Below are 15,908 nucleotides of genomic sequence, written 5' to 3'. Positions count from 1 at the left end.
CATGGCCCATCGCTTTCATCCCACGCTGCTGCGCGAATATGACATTCGGGGCGTGGTGGGCCGGACGCTGGGCGAGGGAGATGCCTATGCCGTGGGCCGCAGCTTCGGCACGATCGTCAGGCAGGCGGGCGTCAGGCAGGCCGGGGGATCAAGGGTCGCGGTCGGCTATGACGGGCGGCTGAGTTCCCCGGCGCTGGAACAGGCGGTCGTCCAGGGCCTTCAGGATTCCGGCGCCGATGTCGTGCGCATAGGCCTGGGCCCGACGCCCATGCTCTATTATGCCGAAGCGGTCCTGGATGTGGACGGCGGCATTCAGATAACCGGCAGCCACAATCCCCCCGATCATAATGGCTTCAAGCTTGTGCTTCAGCATGAAGCCTTTTTCGGCGCGGCCATCGCGAAGCTGGGAGCGATGGCGGCGGCGGGCGACTGGAGCACTGCCGGAAGCGGAGGCGGGAGCGAAGGCGGGGGCCGGGTCGAGAACGTCGACATCATGGACCGCTATGCCGCCCGGCTGGTGGAGCGGTTCGACGGCGCCGCCTGGCGCATTGGCTGGGATGCCGGCAATGGCGCCGCCGGGCCGGTGGTGGACAAGCTCGTCAAGCTCCTGCCAGGTGAGCATCATGTGCTTTTCACCCAGATAGACGGACATTTTCCCCATCATCACCCCGATCCCACTGTCGAGGCGAATCTGGCGGACCTGAAGGCGCTTGTCCGCTCGAAGAAGCTCGATTTCGGAGTGGCTTTCGACGGCGACGGCGACAGGATCGGCGTGGTCGACGGCCGGGGCCGGGCAATCTGGGGCGACCAGTTGCTGGGTATCTTCGCGGAACTGGTGCTGAAGGACCGGCCGAACGCCACGATCGTCGCGGATGTGAAGGCCAGCCAGGCCCTGTTCGATCGGATTGCCGCGCTCGGCGGGCGACCGCTGATGTGGAAGACCGGCCACAGCCTCATCAAGTCCAAAATGAAGGAGATTGCCGCTCCGCTGGGCGGGGAGATGACCGGGCATCTCTTCTTCGCGGACGATTATTATGGTTTCGACGACGGGCTCTATGCCGCGGTGCGGCTTATCCGGGGGCTGACCCGGCTTGGCCGCAGCGTGACGGCGCTGCGCGATGAGATGCCGGCCATGGTCAATACGCCGGAAATCCGCTTTCCGGTGGAGGAGAGCCGCAAGTTCGCCGTGGTGGAGGAAGTCCGCGCCCGATTGCAGGCCTTGGGCGCAAGCGTCGACGAAACCGACGGCCTGCGAGTCGGCACGCGCGATGGATGGTGGCTGCTGAGGGCCTCCAACACCCAGGATTCGCTCGTGATCCGGGCCGAGGCGAAGGATGAGGAAGGATTGGCGCGCCTGATCGCGGAGATCGATGCGCAACTGGCCGATTCGGGCGTGATTCGGATTTCCGAGGACGATTCCTGATGAACGGGCAGAAAAAGCGGTCCGTTCGGACCTGCCTTTCCGTTACGGAAATCAGGCTGGAGCATGACAGTTGCATGAAATGCAATCGAACATCAGCTTTTCGCATTTGCGAAAATCATCGCTGCACCGCAAAAGGAAAAGGCCTTTCAGGCATCCTCTCCTAAAACTTTCAAGCCGTCCTCCGGGGCGGCTTTTTTTTCATCCGCTCAGCGCCCTTCTTTTGCTTCCTGCCGTAGCGTCGTTTCGCATTCCGGCGGCGCAGGATACGGAAACCCCCGCAAATTAGGGCTTTTCGAACGATAATTTAACCATATTGCTAATAAGGCCGTGGCTTCGAGGGGATCATTTTCCGGCTAAAGCCATTTGCCACAGACGAGTTTGAAGAGAGGATTCATCATGCCCTTGCGCCGCCCCATCATTGCCAGTGTCCTGTTGTCGGGCGTATTCGCGGCACCCGTCCCGGCCCTGGCGGGTGGTTTCTACCTGCAGGAACAGGCGCCCAAGGAAACCGGGCGCGCGCTGGCCGGCGCCGGCGCGGCGGCGGACGATCCGTCCACCGTCTATTTCAATCCTGCGGCCATGACGGAACTGTCGGGCATCCAGACCTCGATCGGCGGCATCGCGCTGATGGCCTCCGCGCATCAGGCCAATCGCGGCACCTATCGCACCGTTCCAACCCTGCCGGGCGCGCGGGTGCCGGTTGCGGGCAATGACGGCGGCAATCCGTTCGACAAGGTCATTCCGATCCCCAGCTTCTACGTCACAGCGCAGGCGACCGACCGTCTGTGGCTGGGCCTGGGCGTCAACGCGCCGTTCGGGTTGAAGCTGGATTATGACGACGGCTTCTTCGGCCGCTATGACTCGCTCTACACCAACCTCAAAACCTATAATATCCAGCCCAGCGCCGCCTATAAGCTCAATGACAATTTCTCGATCGGCGGCGGCGTCGACGTGCAATATGTGAAGGCGACGCTGACCAACGCCCTGCCGCAGCTTTCGCCCCTGGCCCCGGCCGACGGCTTCGCGCGGCTGAAGGGCGACGATTGGACGGTCGGCTGGAATGCGGGCCTGTTCTACACCAATGGCGACACCAATGTCGGCGTTTCCTACCGTTCCGGCGTCAAGCACAAGCTGATCGGCACGCAGACCATTTCAGGCCTGCTGGGGCCCATCGCCACGGCCAATGGCGAATTGGATGCGTCCGCCCCGCTGGACCTGCCCGACATCGTCACCGTGGGCTTCATGCACCGCCTGACGCCGAAGCTGCGTGCGATGATCAGCGCCCGCTGGTATAACTGGTCGAAGTTCAAGGGCATTGCCATCACCTCCGCCGCCGGCACCAGCAACAAGGAACTGGATTACAAGGACAGCTACAGCGTCAGTCTGGGCGGCGAATATGATGTCAGCCCGGCATTGACCCTGCGCGCGGGGACGATGTTCGACCGCACGCCGACCAATCCGCAGCACCTGACGACCCGCGTGCCCGATGGCGACCGTTCCTGGCTGACGGCTGGCGCGACCTTCAACATCTCGCCCGCCTTCGCACTGAACGTCAGCTATGCCCATACTTTCGTGGAAAAGGCGAACATCATCCGTCCGGACAGCTATTATCCCGCGCCCGCGACGGTGACGGCGACCACCCTGTCGCGGACCAGCGGCAATGCGGACCAGATCGGCGCTTCGTTGACGGCGCGTTTTTGATGGGAGCGGCACCGGCCCTCACCCCCACCCGACCGCCCAGACATCGTATCCTGATGGGCGGTCGGGTGGGGTGAGGGCCGGTGCGCACGTTTCAGCTTTGCTGAAACGCAAGACAGCTCGCGCTTCTAACCGACGCAATAAATCCCTATAGGGGCTCCATCACCACGGAGCCCCTTTTTCATGTCCGACCATAATCCCGGCCTGCGCCCCTGGCGCGACATCGCCCGCAGGCAATGCCGCCAGATCATGGTCGGCAATGTCCCCGTCGGCGGCGGCGCGCCGGTCACTGTGCAGACCATGACCAACACGCCGACGCATGACGTCCGGGCGACCGTCGACCAGATCCGCCGCTGCGAGGAAGTGGGCGTGGACATCATCCGCGTCTCCTGCCCTGACGAGGCGTCGACCGCCGCGCTGAAGCAGATCGTCCGCGCTGCCCGCGTGCCGATCGTCGCGGACATCCATTTCCATTACAAGCGCGCGCTGGAAGCCGCCGATGCGGGCGCGGCCTGCCTGCGCATCAATCCGGGCAATATCGGATCGGAAGCGCGGGTGAAGGAGGTGGTCGACGCAGCCAAGGCCAATGGCTGCTCGATCCGGATCGGCGTCAATGCAGGCAGCCTCGAAAAGGACCTGCTCGAAAAATATGGCGAGCCCTGCCCGGAGGCGCTGGTCGAAAGCGCGCTCGACCATATCAAGCTGCTGCAGGACCAGGATTTCCATGAATATAAGGTGGCGGTGAAGGCGAGCGACGTCTTCCTGGCCGTGGCAGCCTATATGCAACTGGCCGAAGCGGTGGACTGCCCGCTGCATCTGGGCATCACCGAGGCGGGCGGACTGATCGGCGGCACGGTGAAGAGCGCCATCGGCATCGGCAATCTCCTGTGGGCCGGGATCGGCGACACGATCCGCGTTTCCCTTTCCGCCGAGCCGGAAGAGGAAGTGCGCGTGGGTTATGAAATCCTGAAATCGCTTGGCATCCGCACGCGCGGGGTCAAGGTCATCTCCTGCCCGAGCTGTGCGCGGCAGGGCTTCGACGTGATCCGCACGGTGCAGGCGCTGGAGGAACGGCTCCAGCATATCCACACGCCGCTCTCGCTCTCCGTGCTCGGCTGCGTGGTGAACGGCCCCGGCGAGGCGCGGGAAACCGACATCGGCCTGACCGGCGGCGGCGCGGGCAAGCATATGGTCTATCTCTCCGGCCTCACCGATCATACGGTGCAGGACGAAGGCATGATCGACCATATCGTCGGCCTTGTCGAAGCCAAGGCGGCGGAGATCGAAGCGGCCAGGCTGGAAGACGAAACCACCGACGCCGGCAAGGCGGAAGCGGCGGAATGACCGGCGGCGTTCCCAGCCCGGATGATGCGGCGACTGAGCGGAGGGATGCCATGGCCGCTTCCCGTCCTGCGACAGCCACGGGTGCATCCGCCGTGGGTGCGTCCGCCCTGGGCGCCGGGGCGATCGGCAGCCTGGCGCTGGGGGCGCTGGCGCTGGGCGCTCTCGCCATCGGTGCGATCGCCATCGGCCGCCTCCGTATCGGCGGGGCGCGCATCGTGCGCCTTCAGATCGACGAACTGGTTGTCGGCCGCGTGATCCGGAAGACACGCGATTGACCGGGCCGATCCACGGCGTTCCGCATCCATAGGCCACCGGATGGGAAGCGACACCGACCGCGCCCCACCGGCGACCGCATTTCCTCTCGCCTTCGCCGTCTGCTGCGTGGGGGTTGCGCTCTTTTCCGTGATGGACGCCGCCATGAAGGGGCTGAGCCTTTCCATCGGCCTGTTCAATGCGCTGTTCTGGCGCGCCGTGGCGGGCAGCCTGCTGGGGCTGGTGCTGATGCTGCTGACCCGGCAGCGCTGGCCCGGTCGCGCCGTGTTGCGGCTGCATATGCTGCGCGGGACGGTGGTGGCGGTGATGGCCAGCCTGTTCTTCTGGGCGATCATGCGGATGCCGCTGGCCGAGGCCATCGCCCTGTCCTTCATCGCGCCGCTGGTCGCACTGTATCTTGCCGCGCTGCTGCTCAAGGAACGGATCGGGCGGCAGGCCATCGGTGCGTCGCTGCTGGGGCTGGTCGGGGTTGCCGTCATCCTGTCGGGGCGCGTGCGGGGCGATTATGACGCGGATGCGCTGCTGGGCGCGGGTGCGGTACTTGTTTCGGCGGTGCTGTTCGCCTGGAACCTGATCCTCCAGCGGCAACAGGCGCAGCTCGCCTCCCCTATCGAGGTCGCTTTCTTCCAGCATGTCGTGATGCTGGGGGTGTTCGTCCTGTTCGCGGCGCTTGTCCAGGGGATGCCGGTCGTGCCGGCGGCGCCTTCATGGGCGCTGGTGGTGCTGGCCGCGACGCTGGCCTTCACCTCGCTTGCGGCGCTTGCCTGGGCCTATGCGCGGGCGGAGGCGCAGGTGCTGATCCCGGTCGAATATAGCGCTTTCCTCTGGGCCGCGATCATCGGCTGGCTCGCCTTTGGCGAACGGCTGACCCTGACCACGGTGGTCGGCGCGCTGCTGATCGTGCTGGGGTGCCTGATCGCGTCGCGCGCGGGATCGGCCGAACCGCCCCATGTCGAACCGTCCGTGGCCTGAAAGGAAAAGCATGTCCGTCACCATTCGCGAGGCCGTGCCATCGGACATCGGCACGATCCACGCCTTCATCCTCGCCCTGGCGGACTATGAGAAACTGTCCCATGAGGTGAAGGCCGACCGCGCCTCGCTCAACAAATATCTGTTCGGGCCGCGCCCAATGGCGGAGGTGCTGATCGCGGAAAATGAGGGGAGGGCGATCGGCTTCGCCCTTTTCTTCCACAATTTCTCGACTTTCGAGGGACGGCCCGGCCTCTATCTGGAGGATCTGTTCGTCGTCCCGGAAGCGCGGGGGCTGGGCGCGGGCAAGGCGCTGCTTTCCCGCCTCGCCCAACTAGCGCTGGAGCGGGATTGCGCGCGGCTGGAATGGTGGGTGCTGGACTGGAACGAACCGTCCATCGCCTTCTACCGCTCGCTGGGGGCGCGGCCGATGGACGAATGGACGGTGCAGCGCGTCGACGGCGATGCGCTCAGCGCCCTCGCCTCAGCGCGTCCTGCACGCTGACGCCCAGCAGCACGGCGGTGAAGGCCCCCAGGGCGACGATCACGAGGGTCGGATAAAGCGTGGCGATCATGACAAAGTCTCCTTTGGCGGTACTTTTTGCGCCGGTCCGCCGCCCGTCGACATAAGGATTGTTACGGAGTCGGAGAGACGAGCCGATGGGCCGGACTCTTGACGGGGACTCCCCGCTCGGCGCATTGTCCCCGAACGGAACATTTGGGGGACATTGACGCCATGGCTGTCAGCCGCGGAGCCAAACGCACGCCGGAATGGCGCGAAATGCTGAAACGCAGCCTGATCCGCAGCGGTGCGCTGATCGGCGCGATCGCGCTGTTGCTGGCGACCCTGTTCCTGGCGCTGGCGCTGCTCAGCTATCAGCCGAGTGATCCGTCGATGAACACGGTGGCGGGCGACCATGTGCAGAATATCATGCAGGCGCCCGGCGCCTGGGTCGCGGATTTCCTGCTCTGGCTGCTGGGCGTGCCGGTGGCGCTGGTGCTGCCGCTGATGGCGATCACCGCCCGGCGGCTGTGGGGCGATCAGGACATGAGCGGGTGGAAGGCGCAGTTCGGAAAGTGCCTTGCCGGCATCGTCCTGCTTGGCGTCGCGCTGGCGCTGTTCCAGACCAATCCGCTGGTCGGCCTGCCCGCCGGATGGGGCGGCATCATCGCGCTGGTGACGGCGCGGGGCGTCATGAGCCTTGCGGCGCAGGCGCCCGCCGCGCAGGGCTGGATCACCGGAATCCTGATCGTCCTGACGCTGATCGCGGGCCTTGTCCTCTGGTATCGCAGCCTGGCGCTGGAAAAGCCGATCATCGCGTTGCGCCGGCCCTCTCTGCCGCGCCTGGCGCTGCCCCGGCCGGCTTTCGCTCTGGCCGGTCCCGCGCCGGTTGTCGGCGCGGATGAAGATGACGAGCCGTTCGAGCGCGTCGCAACCCCGCGCAAGACCGTCACCAACGAGCCCAAGCCGCCGATCAACATCCAGACGCCCAAGCCTGCGCCCGTGCAGCGCTCTATGGCGCCGGTCAGCCAGGACGACCTGTTCGGCAACAGCTCCCTGCCTTCGCCGGACCTGCTCAATCCAACCCCCGCGAGCCAGGGGCAGAAGATCGACAAGGCCGCGCTGGAACGCAATGCGCGCCTGCTGGAATCGGTGCTCGACGACTTCCATGTGAAGGGCAATATCGTGGAGGTCCGTCCCGGCCCGGTCGTCACCATGTATGAACTGGAACCCGCGCCCGGCATCAAGGCGAGCCGCGTGATCGCGCTGGCGGACGACATTGCGCGCAACATGTCGGCGCTTTCGGCCCGCGTGGCGACGATTCCGGGCCGCACCGTGATCGGCATCGAACTGCCCAATGCGAACCGGGAGGGCGTGTCCTTCCGCGAACTCATCACCAGCGAGCAGTTCGGACAGGAAGCGACGCTGCCGATCATCCTGGGCAAGAATATCTCGGGCGAGCCGATCATCGCCGATCTTGCGCCCATGCCGCATCTGCTGATCGCGGGTACGACGGGCTCGGGCAAGTCGGTGGGGCTGAACGCGATGATCCTGTCGCTGCTCTACCGCATGACGCCGGATCAGTTGCGGCTGATCATGATCGATCCCAAGATGCTGGAACTGTCGACCTATGACGACATTCCGCATTTGCTCTCACCGGTCGTGACCGAGCCCGCCAAGGCGATCCGCGCGCTCAAATGGGCGGTGGAGCAGATGGAGGACCGTTATCGCATGATGGCGTCGATCTCCGTCCGCAACCTCGCCAATTATAATGAGAAGGTCCGCGCGGCGAAGGCCAAGGGCAAGCCGCTCGGCCGCCGCGTGCAGACCGGCTACGATCCCGAGACCGGCAAGCCGATCTATGAGGAGGAGCAGCTCGATTTCCAGCCGTTGCCGCAGATCGTGGTGGTGGTCGACGAGCTGGCCGACCTGATGATGACGGCGGGCAAGGAAGTCGAATTCCTGATCCAGCGTCTTGCCCAGAAGGCCCGCGCCGCGGGCATCCACCTGATCCTCGCGACGCAGCGGCCCTCGGTCGACGTCATCACCGGGGTCATCAAGGCCAACCTGCCGACCCGCATCAGCTTCTTCGTCACGTCGAAGATCGACAGCCGCACCATATTGGGCGAACAGGGCGCCGAGCAGCTATTGGGCAAGGGCGACATGCTCTACATGCACGGCGGCAAGGGCCTGATGCGCGTCCACGGTCCCTTCGTGTCGGACGACGAGGTGCGCGTGGTGGCGGATCACTGGCGCGCTCAGGGACAGCCGGATTATATCGCCGCCGTCACCGAGGAGCCGGAGGAGGGCAGCTTCGCGCTCGATGGTGTCGACCTGGGCGACGACAGCCCGGACGCGCAGCTTTTCCGCAAGGCGTGCCAACTCGTCTTCGAAAATCAGAAGGCGTCGACAAGCTGGCTCCAGAGGCAATTGCGCATCGGCTATAACAGCGCCGCCCGGCTGATCGAGCAGATGGAGGAGCAGGGGCTGGTGGGTCCGCCCAACCATGTCGGCCGCCGCGAAGTGCTGCGCGACGAGAATGGCAATCCGCTCTGATCCGGTCGGCGTGAAATTTTCATTTGGGCTGATGCCAAAAAACCACTGCCCATTTCGCTCTGAAACGGGTTTTTGCGTGGATTGCTGGATCATCGCCGTGCGGCAAAACCCCGGTGGCGCCGGGAAAAACCCCTGATTTCCAAGGCTGATTGCGTTTCATGCAATCGTCCTTCGGTTCTTCGCATTTGCCGGGAAACGCGATCTGGGCGAAGAAGGCCCTGCCTTTCAGGCATCCTCTCCTAAAAACTTTCAGGCTGGTCTTCGGATCGGCCTTTTTTTTGTCTTCGCGCCCGGCTAAGCAGAGGCCGCTCACCGCAGCGCCTAAAAAATAAATCGGGAGAGGGGCCGCCGGAAAGACCGGCACTGGCGAAGCGGGAGCAGAGGGGGATTGAGCGACCATGTTGCTCTCCCCCTTCCCGTTTTCATTTCGTGACATGATGGCGAAGGCCGGGAATGGCCCATTCAAGACCTTCCTTCGCCCTTGAGGAGAAGAATAGGAAGCCTTGGCTGCGAAGGAGCCTGGGCTGATTGGGATGAGGAGGAGTGCCGCGCGATCCGTTGGATCGCAACCCCCTCACCCAGCTACGACTAAGGCAGCAAGCTGCCAAGTCTGCGTGGCCCTCTCCCTTGAGGGAGAGGGATAAAAGGGGTGTCCGATTCCCAACCAGCCCGCATATTCTTCGGGCTGAGCGTTGAAGCGGACAATCCATTCGTTGCATGACAGGAACGAATGGGTTCACAGCGGGTTCAAGCCCTGCCACCTACATTTCTCATCCTGAACAACCGGAGATGATTGCATGAAGCGCATCCTTGCGCCCCACAGCCTGACGCTGGCCGCCCTGGCGATCGCTGCCGCGCCCTTTGCGGTGCCGGCGATGCCGGCCGCCGCGCAGGCCGACCAGTCGGACCTGTCGAAGGTCAATGCCTATATCCGCGCCGTCACCACCATGACCGCCGATTTCGCCCAGACGGACCGCAACGGCCAGACGCTGACCGGCCAGCTTACCCTCAAGCAGCCGGGCAAGATCCGTTTCCAGTATCAGAAGGGCGTGCCTTTGCTGATCGTGGGCGACGGCAAGGCGTTGACCATGATCGATTATGAGGTGCGGCAGGTGCAGCGCTGGCCGATCGGCAATTCGCCGCTGGGGGCGTTGATCGATCCGTCCAAGGACCTGTCGAAGTTCGGCAAGGTGATCCAGACGGGCGATCCCAGCGTGCTGTCCGTCCAGGCCCGCGACCCCAAACGGCCCGAATATGGCACGATCACCATGATCTTCAAACGCGATGCGGGCAGCCCGGCGGGCTTGCAGCTCTATGGTTGGGTGGCGCTGGATTCGCAGAACAACCGGACGGCGGTGAAGCTCAGCAACCAGCGCTATGGCGTGCCCGTGGCGGATTCCGCCTTCCGCTGGACCGACCCGCGGCCCAAGGGGCGCGCGTCGGGCGGTTAAGCGGGCCCCAGGTGCGACGGGCCGAAAACTTTTCAGAACCGTTCATCTGAGGCTCATATCCCGAGCCCTAAAAGGAACTCCACGGCGCGAGACGGAACCGGGATTTCCCCCCTGTTACCCGGAACCCCGCTCCCGCCGCAAAGCGCTTCAAGGGCGCGATCGAGGCCCCCGTTCCATGCCCCCGGAGCGGGGGCCTTTTCGGTGCGATCCGACATTTGGAGCATCGCGCAGAAAAGTGGGAAGCGGTTTTGCGCTTCAAACGATGCGACAACGAAAACTGAGAGCGCGCGACCTGCGTCCGATTTAACGCAGCGCTATAGCTTGTGCGGGCCTGCAAAGCGCGATTTTCCGCGCTTCGGTGCTCACGGACATGAAGTGCGCTGCGCTCCGATGCTCGAACATCCCATTTTCGGCTCCACCTGAACTGGACGTCGAACGGCGCCAACGCTGTTCCGTCTGCCGGGACATTCGCCGCCCTTGCGCGGGGCGGCGGAGGGTCTTAGTGGATCAGCCATGCCTCAGACACTCAGCATCGCTTCCTGGAATATCAATAGCGTTCGTGCCCGGCTCGATATTGTCGAGCGCTTTCTGACGGAGGAATCGCCCGACATATTGTGTCTGCAGGAAACCAAGGTGGTGAACGATACCTTCCCGGCCGGGCTGTTCCGGCAACGGGGCTATAATCATCAGGTGCTGAACGGACAGCCGATGCACCATGGCGTGGCCATCCTGTCGAAGATTCCGATCCGGGAGGACGACCGGCTCGACTGGCAGGCCAATGGGGAGGCGCGCCATGTCGGCGTGCGACTGGACAATGGCGTCCGGATCGAGAATGTCTATGTGCCCGCCGGCGGGGATGTGCCCGATCGGGAGGTCAATCCGAAATTCGGACAGAAGCTCGATTTCCTGGAGCGCATGATCCAATGGTCCTCCACGCTGGAGGATAAGCCGACCATCCTGACCGGCGATTTCAACATTGCGCCGATGGAATGCGATGTATGGAGCCATAAGCAACTCCTCAATGTCGTCAGCCATACGGCGATCGAGTGCGAGATTCTGGCGCGCCTGCAGGAATCGAACGACTGGGTCGACATCGGCCGCAAATTCTATCCCGCGCCGCAGCGGCTCTATACCTGGTGGAGCTATCGCGCCCGCGACTGGGCGGAATCGGATCGCGGACGGCGGCTCGACCATATGTGGATGACGCAGGACGTCGCGGAAAAGGCCGTCAGCCACCGCGTGGTTGAACCGATCCGCGGCTGGTCGCGCCCGTCCGACCATGTGCCGATCATCACGGAATTCGCCTTCTGATGAGCGCCCGCGCCGCCGCCCGCGCCATTGACGCGCTACGCCGGGGCTGGCCGGTGCGCGTGCAGGCCGCCGACGGCGCCGTGCGGCTGATGGCCGTGGAGGGGGCTGATGCCGTGACGCTTGCCGGATTCGATCCGGGCGCAGAGGCTGACATATTGATCTCCGCGGCGCGGGCGCAGACGCTGAAGCTCGCCAACCAGCTGGCGGCGGCCGATCCCGACATGCCGGTGCTGGTGGCGCGGGCGCCGTGGATCGACGTCGATGTGGCGACCGCGATCTCCGACCCGGTGCTGGACCTTGCCTCGCCGCTCAAAGGGCCGTTCATGGCGAAGCCGCTGTCGGCGCCCTCAGCGGCCAAGGCGGCGCTGCGGCTGGCGCGGCTGGCGGGCATATTGCCGGCCTATTTCGTGATGGCGGAAGGCGACAGCGAGGCGGAGGTCAGCGCCGCCGACATCGACGCTTATGACGATGCCGTGCATCTGGCCATCGCCACGCGCGCCCGCCTACCCGTGTCGGCCAGCGAGACGGCGGAGATCGTCGCCTTCCGCAGTCCCGACGAACCGCGCGAGCATGTCGCGCTGATCGTGGGCCAGCGCGATTCCTCGCCCCCCGTGATCCGGCTGCACAGCGAATGCCTGACCGGCGATGTGCTGGGGTCGCTGAAATGCGATTGCGGGCCGCAACTGCATCAGGCGCTGCACCAGATCGCGGATTCGAACTGGGGCATATTGCTCTATCTGCGGCAGGAAGGGCGCGGCATCGGCCTTGTCAACAAGCTGCGCGCTTATGCCTTGCAGGATCAGGGGTTCGACACGGTCGACGCCAATGTCCGGCTGGGCTTCGCCATCGATGCGCGCGACTTTTCCGTGGCGGCGCGGATGCTGGACCTGCTGGGCGTGGACGAGGTGCGGTTGCTCACCAATAATCCGAACAAGGTGACGGGGCTTGAAGCCGCCGGGATCAGGGTGGCGGAACGGCTGCCGATCATCCTGCCTTCCAATCCGCATAATGAGCGCTATCTCGCGACCAAGCGGGACCGGACAGGGCATCAGTTGTGAGCGCCATCCGCGTCGATGCGGGCGCGGGGCGTCTTTTCTTCGGTGACTTGGACATGCCCTGCACCATCGGGCGCGGCGGCGTCTGTGCAGCGGCGGACAAGCGGGAGGGGGATGGCTGCACGCCGTTGGGCATTTGGCCGGTCCGGGGCGTGTTGCTGCGGCCGGGCAAGGCGGCGGCGGCGGGCATCCGCCTGCCGTGGCGCTGGGTGCGGGAAGGGGATGGCTGGTCCGATGATCCGGCCGATCCGGCCTATAATCGGCCCGTGCATCTGCCGCGCGCCTTTTCAGCGGAAAATCTGCTGCGGGACGATGATGCCTATGATGTGATCGTCGTGCTGGGGCACAATGACTCGCCGCCGGTGCCGGGGCGGGGGAGCGCGATCTTCTTCCATCTTTCCGAAGGCCGTCCCACGGCGGGGTGCGTGGCGGTGGAGCGGGCGGATATGCTGCGCCTGTTGCCGTTGCTGGCGCCGGGCGATGTGATGGAGATCGTCTGAAGGTTCGTCCTTCCGCGAAGGCGGGGATGACGAGGTTGTTGGGGGAGGCGGGTCTTCCTAAGCCCGCTCCAGTTCCGCCACCTCACCGCCGGCCGCTTCCAGCAGCCGCCGTTCCAGCGTTTGCAGCCGCGCCCTGCTCTCGATCTTCCCGGCCAGCAGGTCGGTGACGTAGAAGGTATCCACCGCCCGCTCGCCATAGGTGGCGACATGGGCGCTGTGCACCGTCACCTTCGACTGGAACAGCGCGTTGGCGAGGCTGAACAGCAGCGCCGGGCGATCCCGCGCATTCACCTCGATCACGGTGAAGCGGTTCGACGCCTTGTTGTCGATCAGCACATTGGGTTCGATGCGGAAGGCCTCCGCGCGGGTGCGGGGCAGGGGGCGCGCCTCCAGCTTGGTGATCATGCGGTGGCGGTTGGCGAGCGAATCCTCGATCGCCTTGCGGATGCGCGTCAATTGGTCGGGGCTGTGGAAGGCGCCGCCCAGCGGGTCCTGCACCAGGAAATTGTCGATGGCGACGCCGTCGCGGGTCGTATGGATGCGCGCGTCGATGATGTTGCCGCCCGCCAGATGGATGGCGCCCGCGATCCGGTAGAACAGCCCCGGATGGTCGGCGGCATAGACCGTCACCAGCGTCGCGCCGCGCTGCGGATAATATTGCGCGGCGATGGAGAGCGGGGAATCGCCCGCCTCCAATATATGCTGCGCATTGTGGATGAGGATGTCCTCCGGCTCCGCGATCCAGTAGCTTTCCGGCAGCCGCTTGCGCAGCTTCTCGAAATCGGCTTCGGACAGGCCCAGCGCCTGACGCAGCGCCTGCTGCTTGGCGGTGACGCGTTCGCTGCGGCCCTTCTGCTTGTGGCCGAGGCGCAGCACTTCTTCGGCCGCCTCATAGAGGTCGCCCAGCAATTGCCGTTTCCAGCTATTCCAGACGCCGGGTCCGACGGCGCGGATGTCGACCACGGTCAGGCACAGCAGCAGCCGCAACCGTTCCGGACTCTGCACCACGTCGACGAAATCGAGGATCGTCTTGTAATCGGCCAGGTCGCGCTTGAAGGCGGTGGCCGACATCAGCAGATGGTGCAGCACCAGCCAGGACACGGTTTCCGTCTCCGCCGGTGTCAGGCCCAGGCGCGGGCAGAGATGGTCCGCCACTTCCGCGCCCAATATGCTGTGGTCGCCGCCGCGCCCCTTGGCGATGTCGTGCAGCAGCACCGCGACATAGAGGACGCGGCGCGACAGCAGCTTGCCCATCAGGTCCGCCGCCAGCGGATGATCCTGGCTCAGTTCGCCCTTTTCGATCCGCGCCAGCAGGCCGACGGCGCGGATCGTATGTTCGTCCACCGTATAATGGTGGTACATGTCGAACTGCATCTGCGCCACGACGCGGCGGAAATCGGGGATGAAGCGGCCGAAGACCGTGGACTCGTTCATCCAGCGCAGCACGGTTTCCGGGTCGCGGGGGCTGGTCAGCACCTCCATGAAAGCGGCGTTGGCGCGGGGATCGCGGCGCACCTTGGCGGTGATCAGGCTGGCGTCGCGGCTGGCGGCGCGCATGGCGCTGGGATGGATGGCGAGGCCATGCCTGTCGGCGAGCGCGAAGATTTCCAGCAAGCGGACCGGATCGTCCTGGAAGAAATGATCGTTAGGCAGCGCCAGCCGCCCGCGATCCAGCACGAAGCCGTCCAGCTTCTTCGGGCGGCGGAAGAAGCTGGGGATATAGCGACGCCCACGCTCCGCCATCTGGTCGTCCAGATGGGCGAGGAACACGGCGGTCAGGTCGCCCACCGTCTTCGCGTTCAGGAAATAATAGCGCATGAAGCGCTCCACGCCCGACCGCCCGGCGCGTCCGGTGAAATGCATGCGGGTGGCGGTTTCGAGTTGCAGGTCGAAGGTCAGCCGGTCCTCCGCCCGCCCCGTGATCATGTGCAAATGGCAGCGCACCGCCCAGAGGAAATCCTCCGCCTTCTGGAACTGGCGCAGTTCGGTTTCGGTCAGCAGGCCGACATCGACCAGTTCCGCCACCGACTTCACCCGGTTCACATATTTGCCGATCCAGAACAGCGTGTGCAGGTCGCGCAGGCCGCCCTTGCCCTCCTTCACATTGGGTTCGACGACATAGCGGCTGTCGCCCATGCGCTTGTGCCGCTCGTCCCGTTCCTCCAGCTTTTCGGTGACGAAGGCGCGGGCTGTGCCCTGCATCACATCGGCGTCGAAACGGGCGCTGATCTCCTCATACAGGGCGCGGTCGCCCCAGATGTAGCGCGCCTCCAGCAGGGCGGTGCGCACGGTCAGGTCCGCCTTCGCCATGCGGATCGTCTCATCGATGGAACGGCTGCTATGGCCGACCTTCAGCCCCAGATCCCACAGCGAATAGAGCATGGATTCGATCACCTGCTCGGTCCAGCCGGTGGGCTTCCACGGGGTGATGAAGCCGATGTCGACATCGCTGTGCGGCGCCATCTCGCCCCGGCCATAGCCGCCGACCGCGATCAGCACGATCCGCTCGCCGGTGCTGCGGTTGCCCGCCGGGTAGAGGTGATGGGTTGTCGCGTCGTAGAGCAGGCGCAGGATCTGGTCGATCAGGAAGGCAAAGGCGGTCACGGCCTCCCGCCCTCGGGTCGGCCTCTGGCTTAGGCGGCGGGCGACATCCTCCCGCCCGGCGTCGAGCGCGTCCTTCAGTTCCTTCACGATCATTCCGCGCAGCTTGATCTGGTCGCCCCGATGCTCCTGCGCCAGGGCGGCGATGCGGTCGGAAATGGCGCGCCGGTCGATGATCGCGCGCCTGGACCCCAATTTCGGAAACTGCATGACCATAAGGCTTAT

At 64.9% G+C, this 15,908-nt stretch carries 13 protein-coding genes; 11 read left to right on the top strand and 2 right to left on the bottom strand.

Annotated elements, in window-relative coordinates; genetic code table 11:
- Position 1: 1 nt before the first annotated feature.
- From pgmG to TZ53_RS04455, 7 genes are all read left to right on the top strand, one after another.
- Complete coding sequence (gene pgmG / locus TZ53_RS04485) at positions 2-1,423, top strand: phosphoglucomutase/phosphomannomutase PgmG (RefSeq protein WP_044660578.1); 1,422 nt, start codon at positions 2-4, stop codon at positions 1,421-1,423.
- A 396-nt stretch (positions 1,424-1,819) separates the two neighbouring features.
- Entirely contained in the window at positions 1,820-3,124 is a 1,305-nt protein-coding gene (locus tag TZ53_RS04480; RefSeq protein ID WP_025549607.1) for an OmpP1/FadL family transporter, read from the top strand.
- Between the two features lie 180 nt (positions 3,125-3,304).
- Positions 3,305-4,465, top strand: a complete 1,161-nt coding sequence (ispG, locus tag TZ53_RS04475; protein ID WP_044660577.1) for a flavodoxin-dependent (E)-4-hydroxy-3-methylbut-2-enyl-diphosphate synthase — start codon at positions 3,305-3,307, stop codon at positions 4,463-4,465.
- A gap of 50 nt (positions 4,466-4,515) precedes the next feature.
- Positions 4,516-4,740: a hypothetical protein gene (locus TZ53_RS04470; RefSeq protein ID WP_044662853.1), complete on the top strand. Its 225-nt coding sequence runs from the start codon at positions 4,516-4,518 to the stop codon at positions 4,738-4,740.
- Positions 4,741-4,780: 40 nt separating this feature from the next.
- Positions 4,781-5,710 carry a DMT family transporter gene (locus TZ53_RS04465; protein ID WP_044660576.1) on the top strand — a complete coding sequence of 310 codons (930 nt, stop codon included), beginning with the start codon at positions 4,781-4,783 and terminating at the stop codon, positions 5,708-5,710.
- A 10-nt stretch (positions 5,711-5,720) separates the two neighbouring features.
- Positions 5,721-6,212, top strand: a complete 492-nt coding sequence (locus TZ53_RS04460; protein WP_044660575.1) for a GNAT family N-acetyltransferase — start codon at positions 5,721-5,723, stop codon at positions 6,210-6,212.
- Positions 6,213-6,443: 231 nt separating this feature from the next.
- Positions 6,444-8,765: an FtsK/SpoIIIE family DNA translocase gene (locus TZ53_RS04455; protein WP_044660574.1), complete on the top strand. Its 2,322-nt coding sequence runs from the start codon at positions 6,444-6,446 to the stop codon at positions 8,763-8,765.
- A gap of 19 nt (positions 8,766-8,784) precedes the next feature.
- Here TZ53_RS04455 and TZ53_RS26635 read toward each other — a convergent pair whose 3' ends face one another.
- A complete protein-coding gene (locus TZ53_RS26635) occupies positions 8,785-9,201 on the bottom strand; it encodes a hypothetical protein (RefSeq protein ID WP_157009774.1) in 417 nt (138 codons plus the stop codon).
- A 361-nt stretch (positions 9,202-9,562) separates the two neighbouring features.
- Between TZ53_RS26635 and TZ53_RS04450 the strand changes: the two genes are divergently transcribed.
- The 4 genes from TZ53_RS04450 to TZ53_RS04435 all read left to right on the top strand — a co-directional run bounded on the left by TZ53_RS04450 (position 9,563) and on the right by TZ53_RS04435 (position 13,082).
- Positions 9,563-10,216 (top strand): LolA family protein, encoded by a 654-nt coding sequence (locus tag TZ53_RS04450; protein WP_044660573.1) that lies wholly within the window; start codon positions 9,563-9,565, stop codon positions 10,214-10,216.
- Positions 10,217-10,729: 513 nt separating this feature from the next.
- Positions 10,730-11,527, top strand: coding sequence for an exodeoxyribonuclease III (gene xth, locus TZ53_RS04445; RefSeq protein WP_044660572.1), 798 nt, complete (start codon positions 10,730-10,732; stop codon positions 11,525-11,527).
- A complete protein-coding gene (gene ribA, locus TZ53_RS04440; protein ID WP_044660571.1) occupies positions 11,527-12,585 on the top strand; it encodes a GTP cyclohydrolase II in 1,059 nt (352 codons plus the stop codon). The genes xth and ribA overlap by 1 nt, the downstream gene beginning before the upstream one ends.
- Positions 12,582-13,082 carry a L,D-transpeptidase family protein gene (locus tag TZ53_RS04435; RefSeq protein ID WP_044660570.1) on the top strand — a complete coding sequence of 167 codons (501 nt, stop codon included), beginning with the start codon at positions 12,582-12,584 and terminating at the stop codon, positions 13,080-13,082. Before ribA ends, TZ53_RS04435 begins: the two co-directional genes overlap by 4 nt.
- Positions 13,083-13,139: 57 nt before the next feature.
- Here TZ53_RS04435 and TZ53_RS04430 read toward each other — a convergent pair whose 3' ends face one another.
- Positions 13,140-15,899: a [protein-PII] uridylyltransferase gene (locus TZ53_RS04430; protein ID WP_044660569.1), complete on the bottom strand. Its 2,760-nt coding sequence runs from the start codon at positions 15,897-15,899 to the stop codon at positions 13,140-13,142.
- Between the last annotated feature and the right edge of the window lie 9 nt (positions 15,900-15,908).

The organism is Sphingobium sp. YBL2 (assembly GCF_000943805.1).
GTDB lineage: Bacteria > Pseudomonadota > Alphaproteobacteria > Sphingomonadales > Sphingomonadaceae > Sphingobium > Sphingobium fuliginis.
This window is presented reverse-complemented; position numbering and strand designations above follow the sequence as displayed.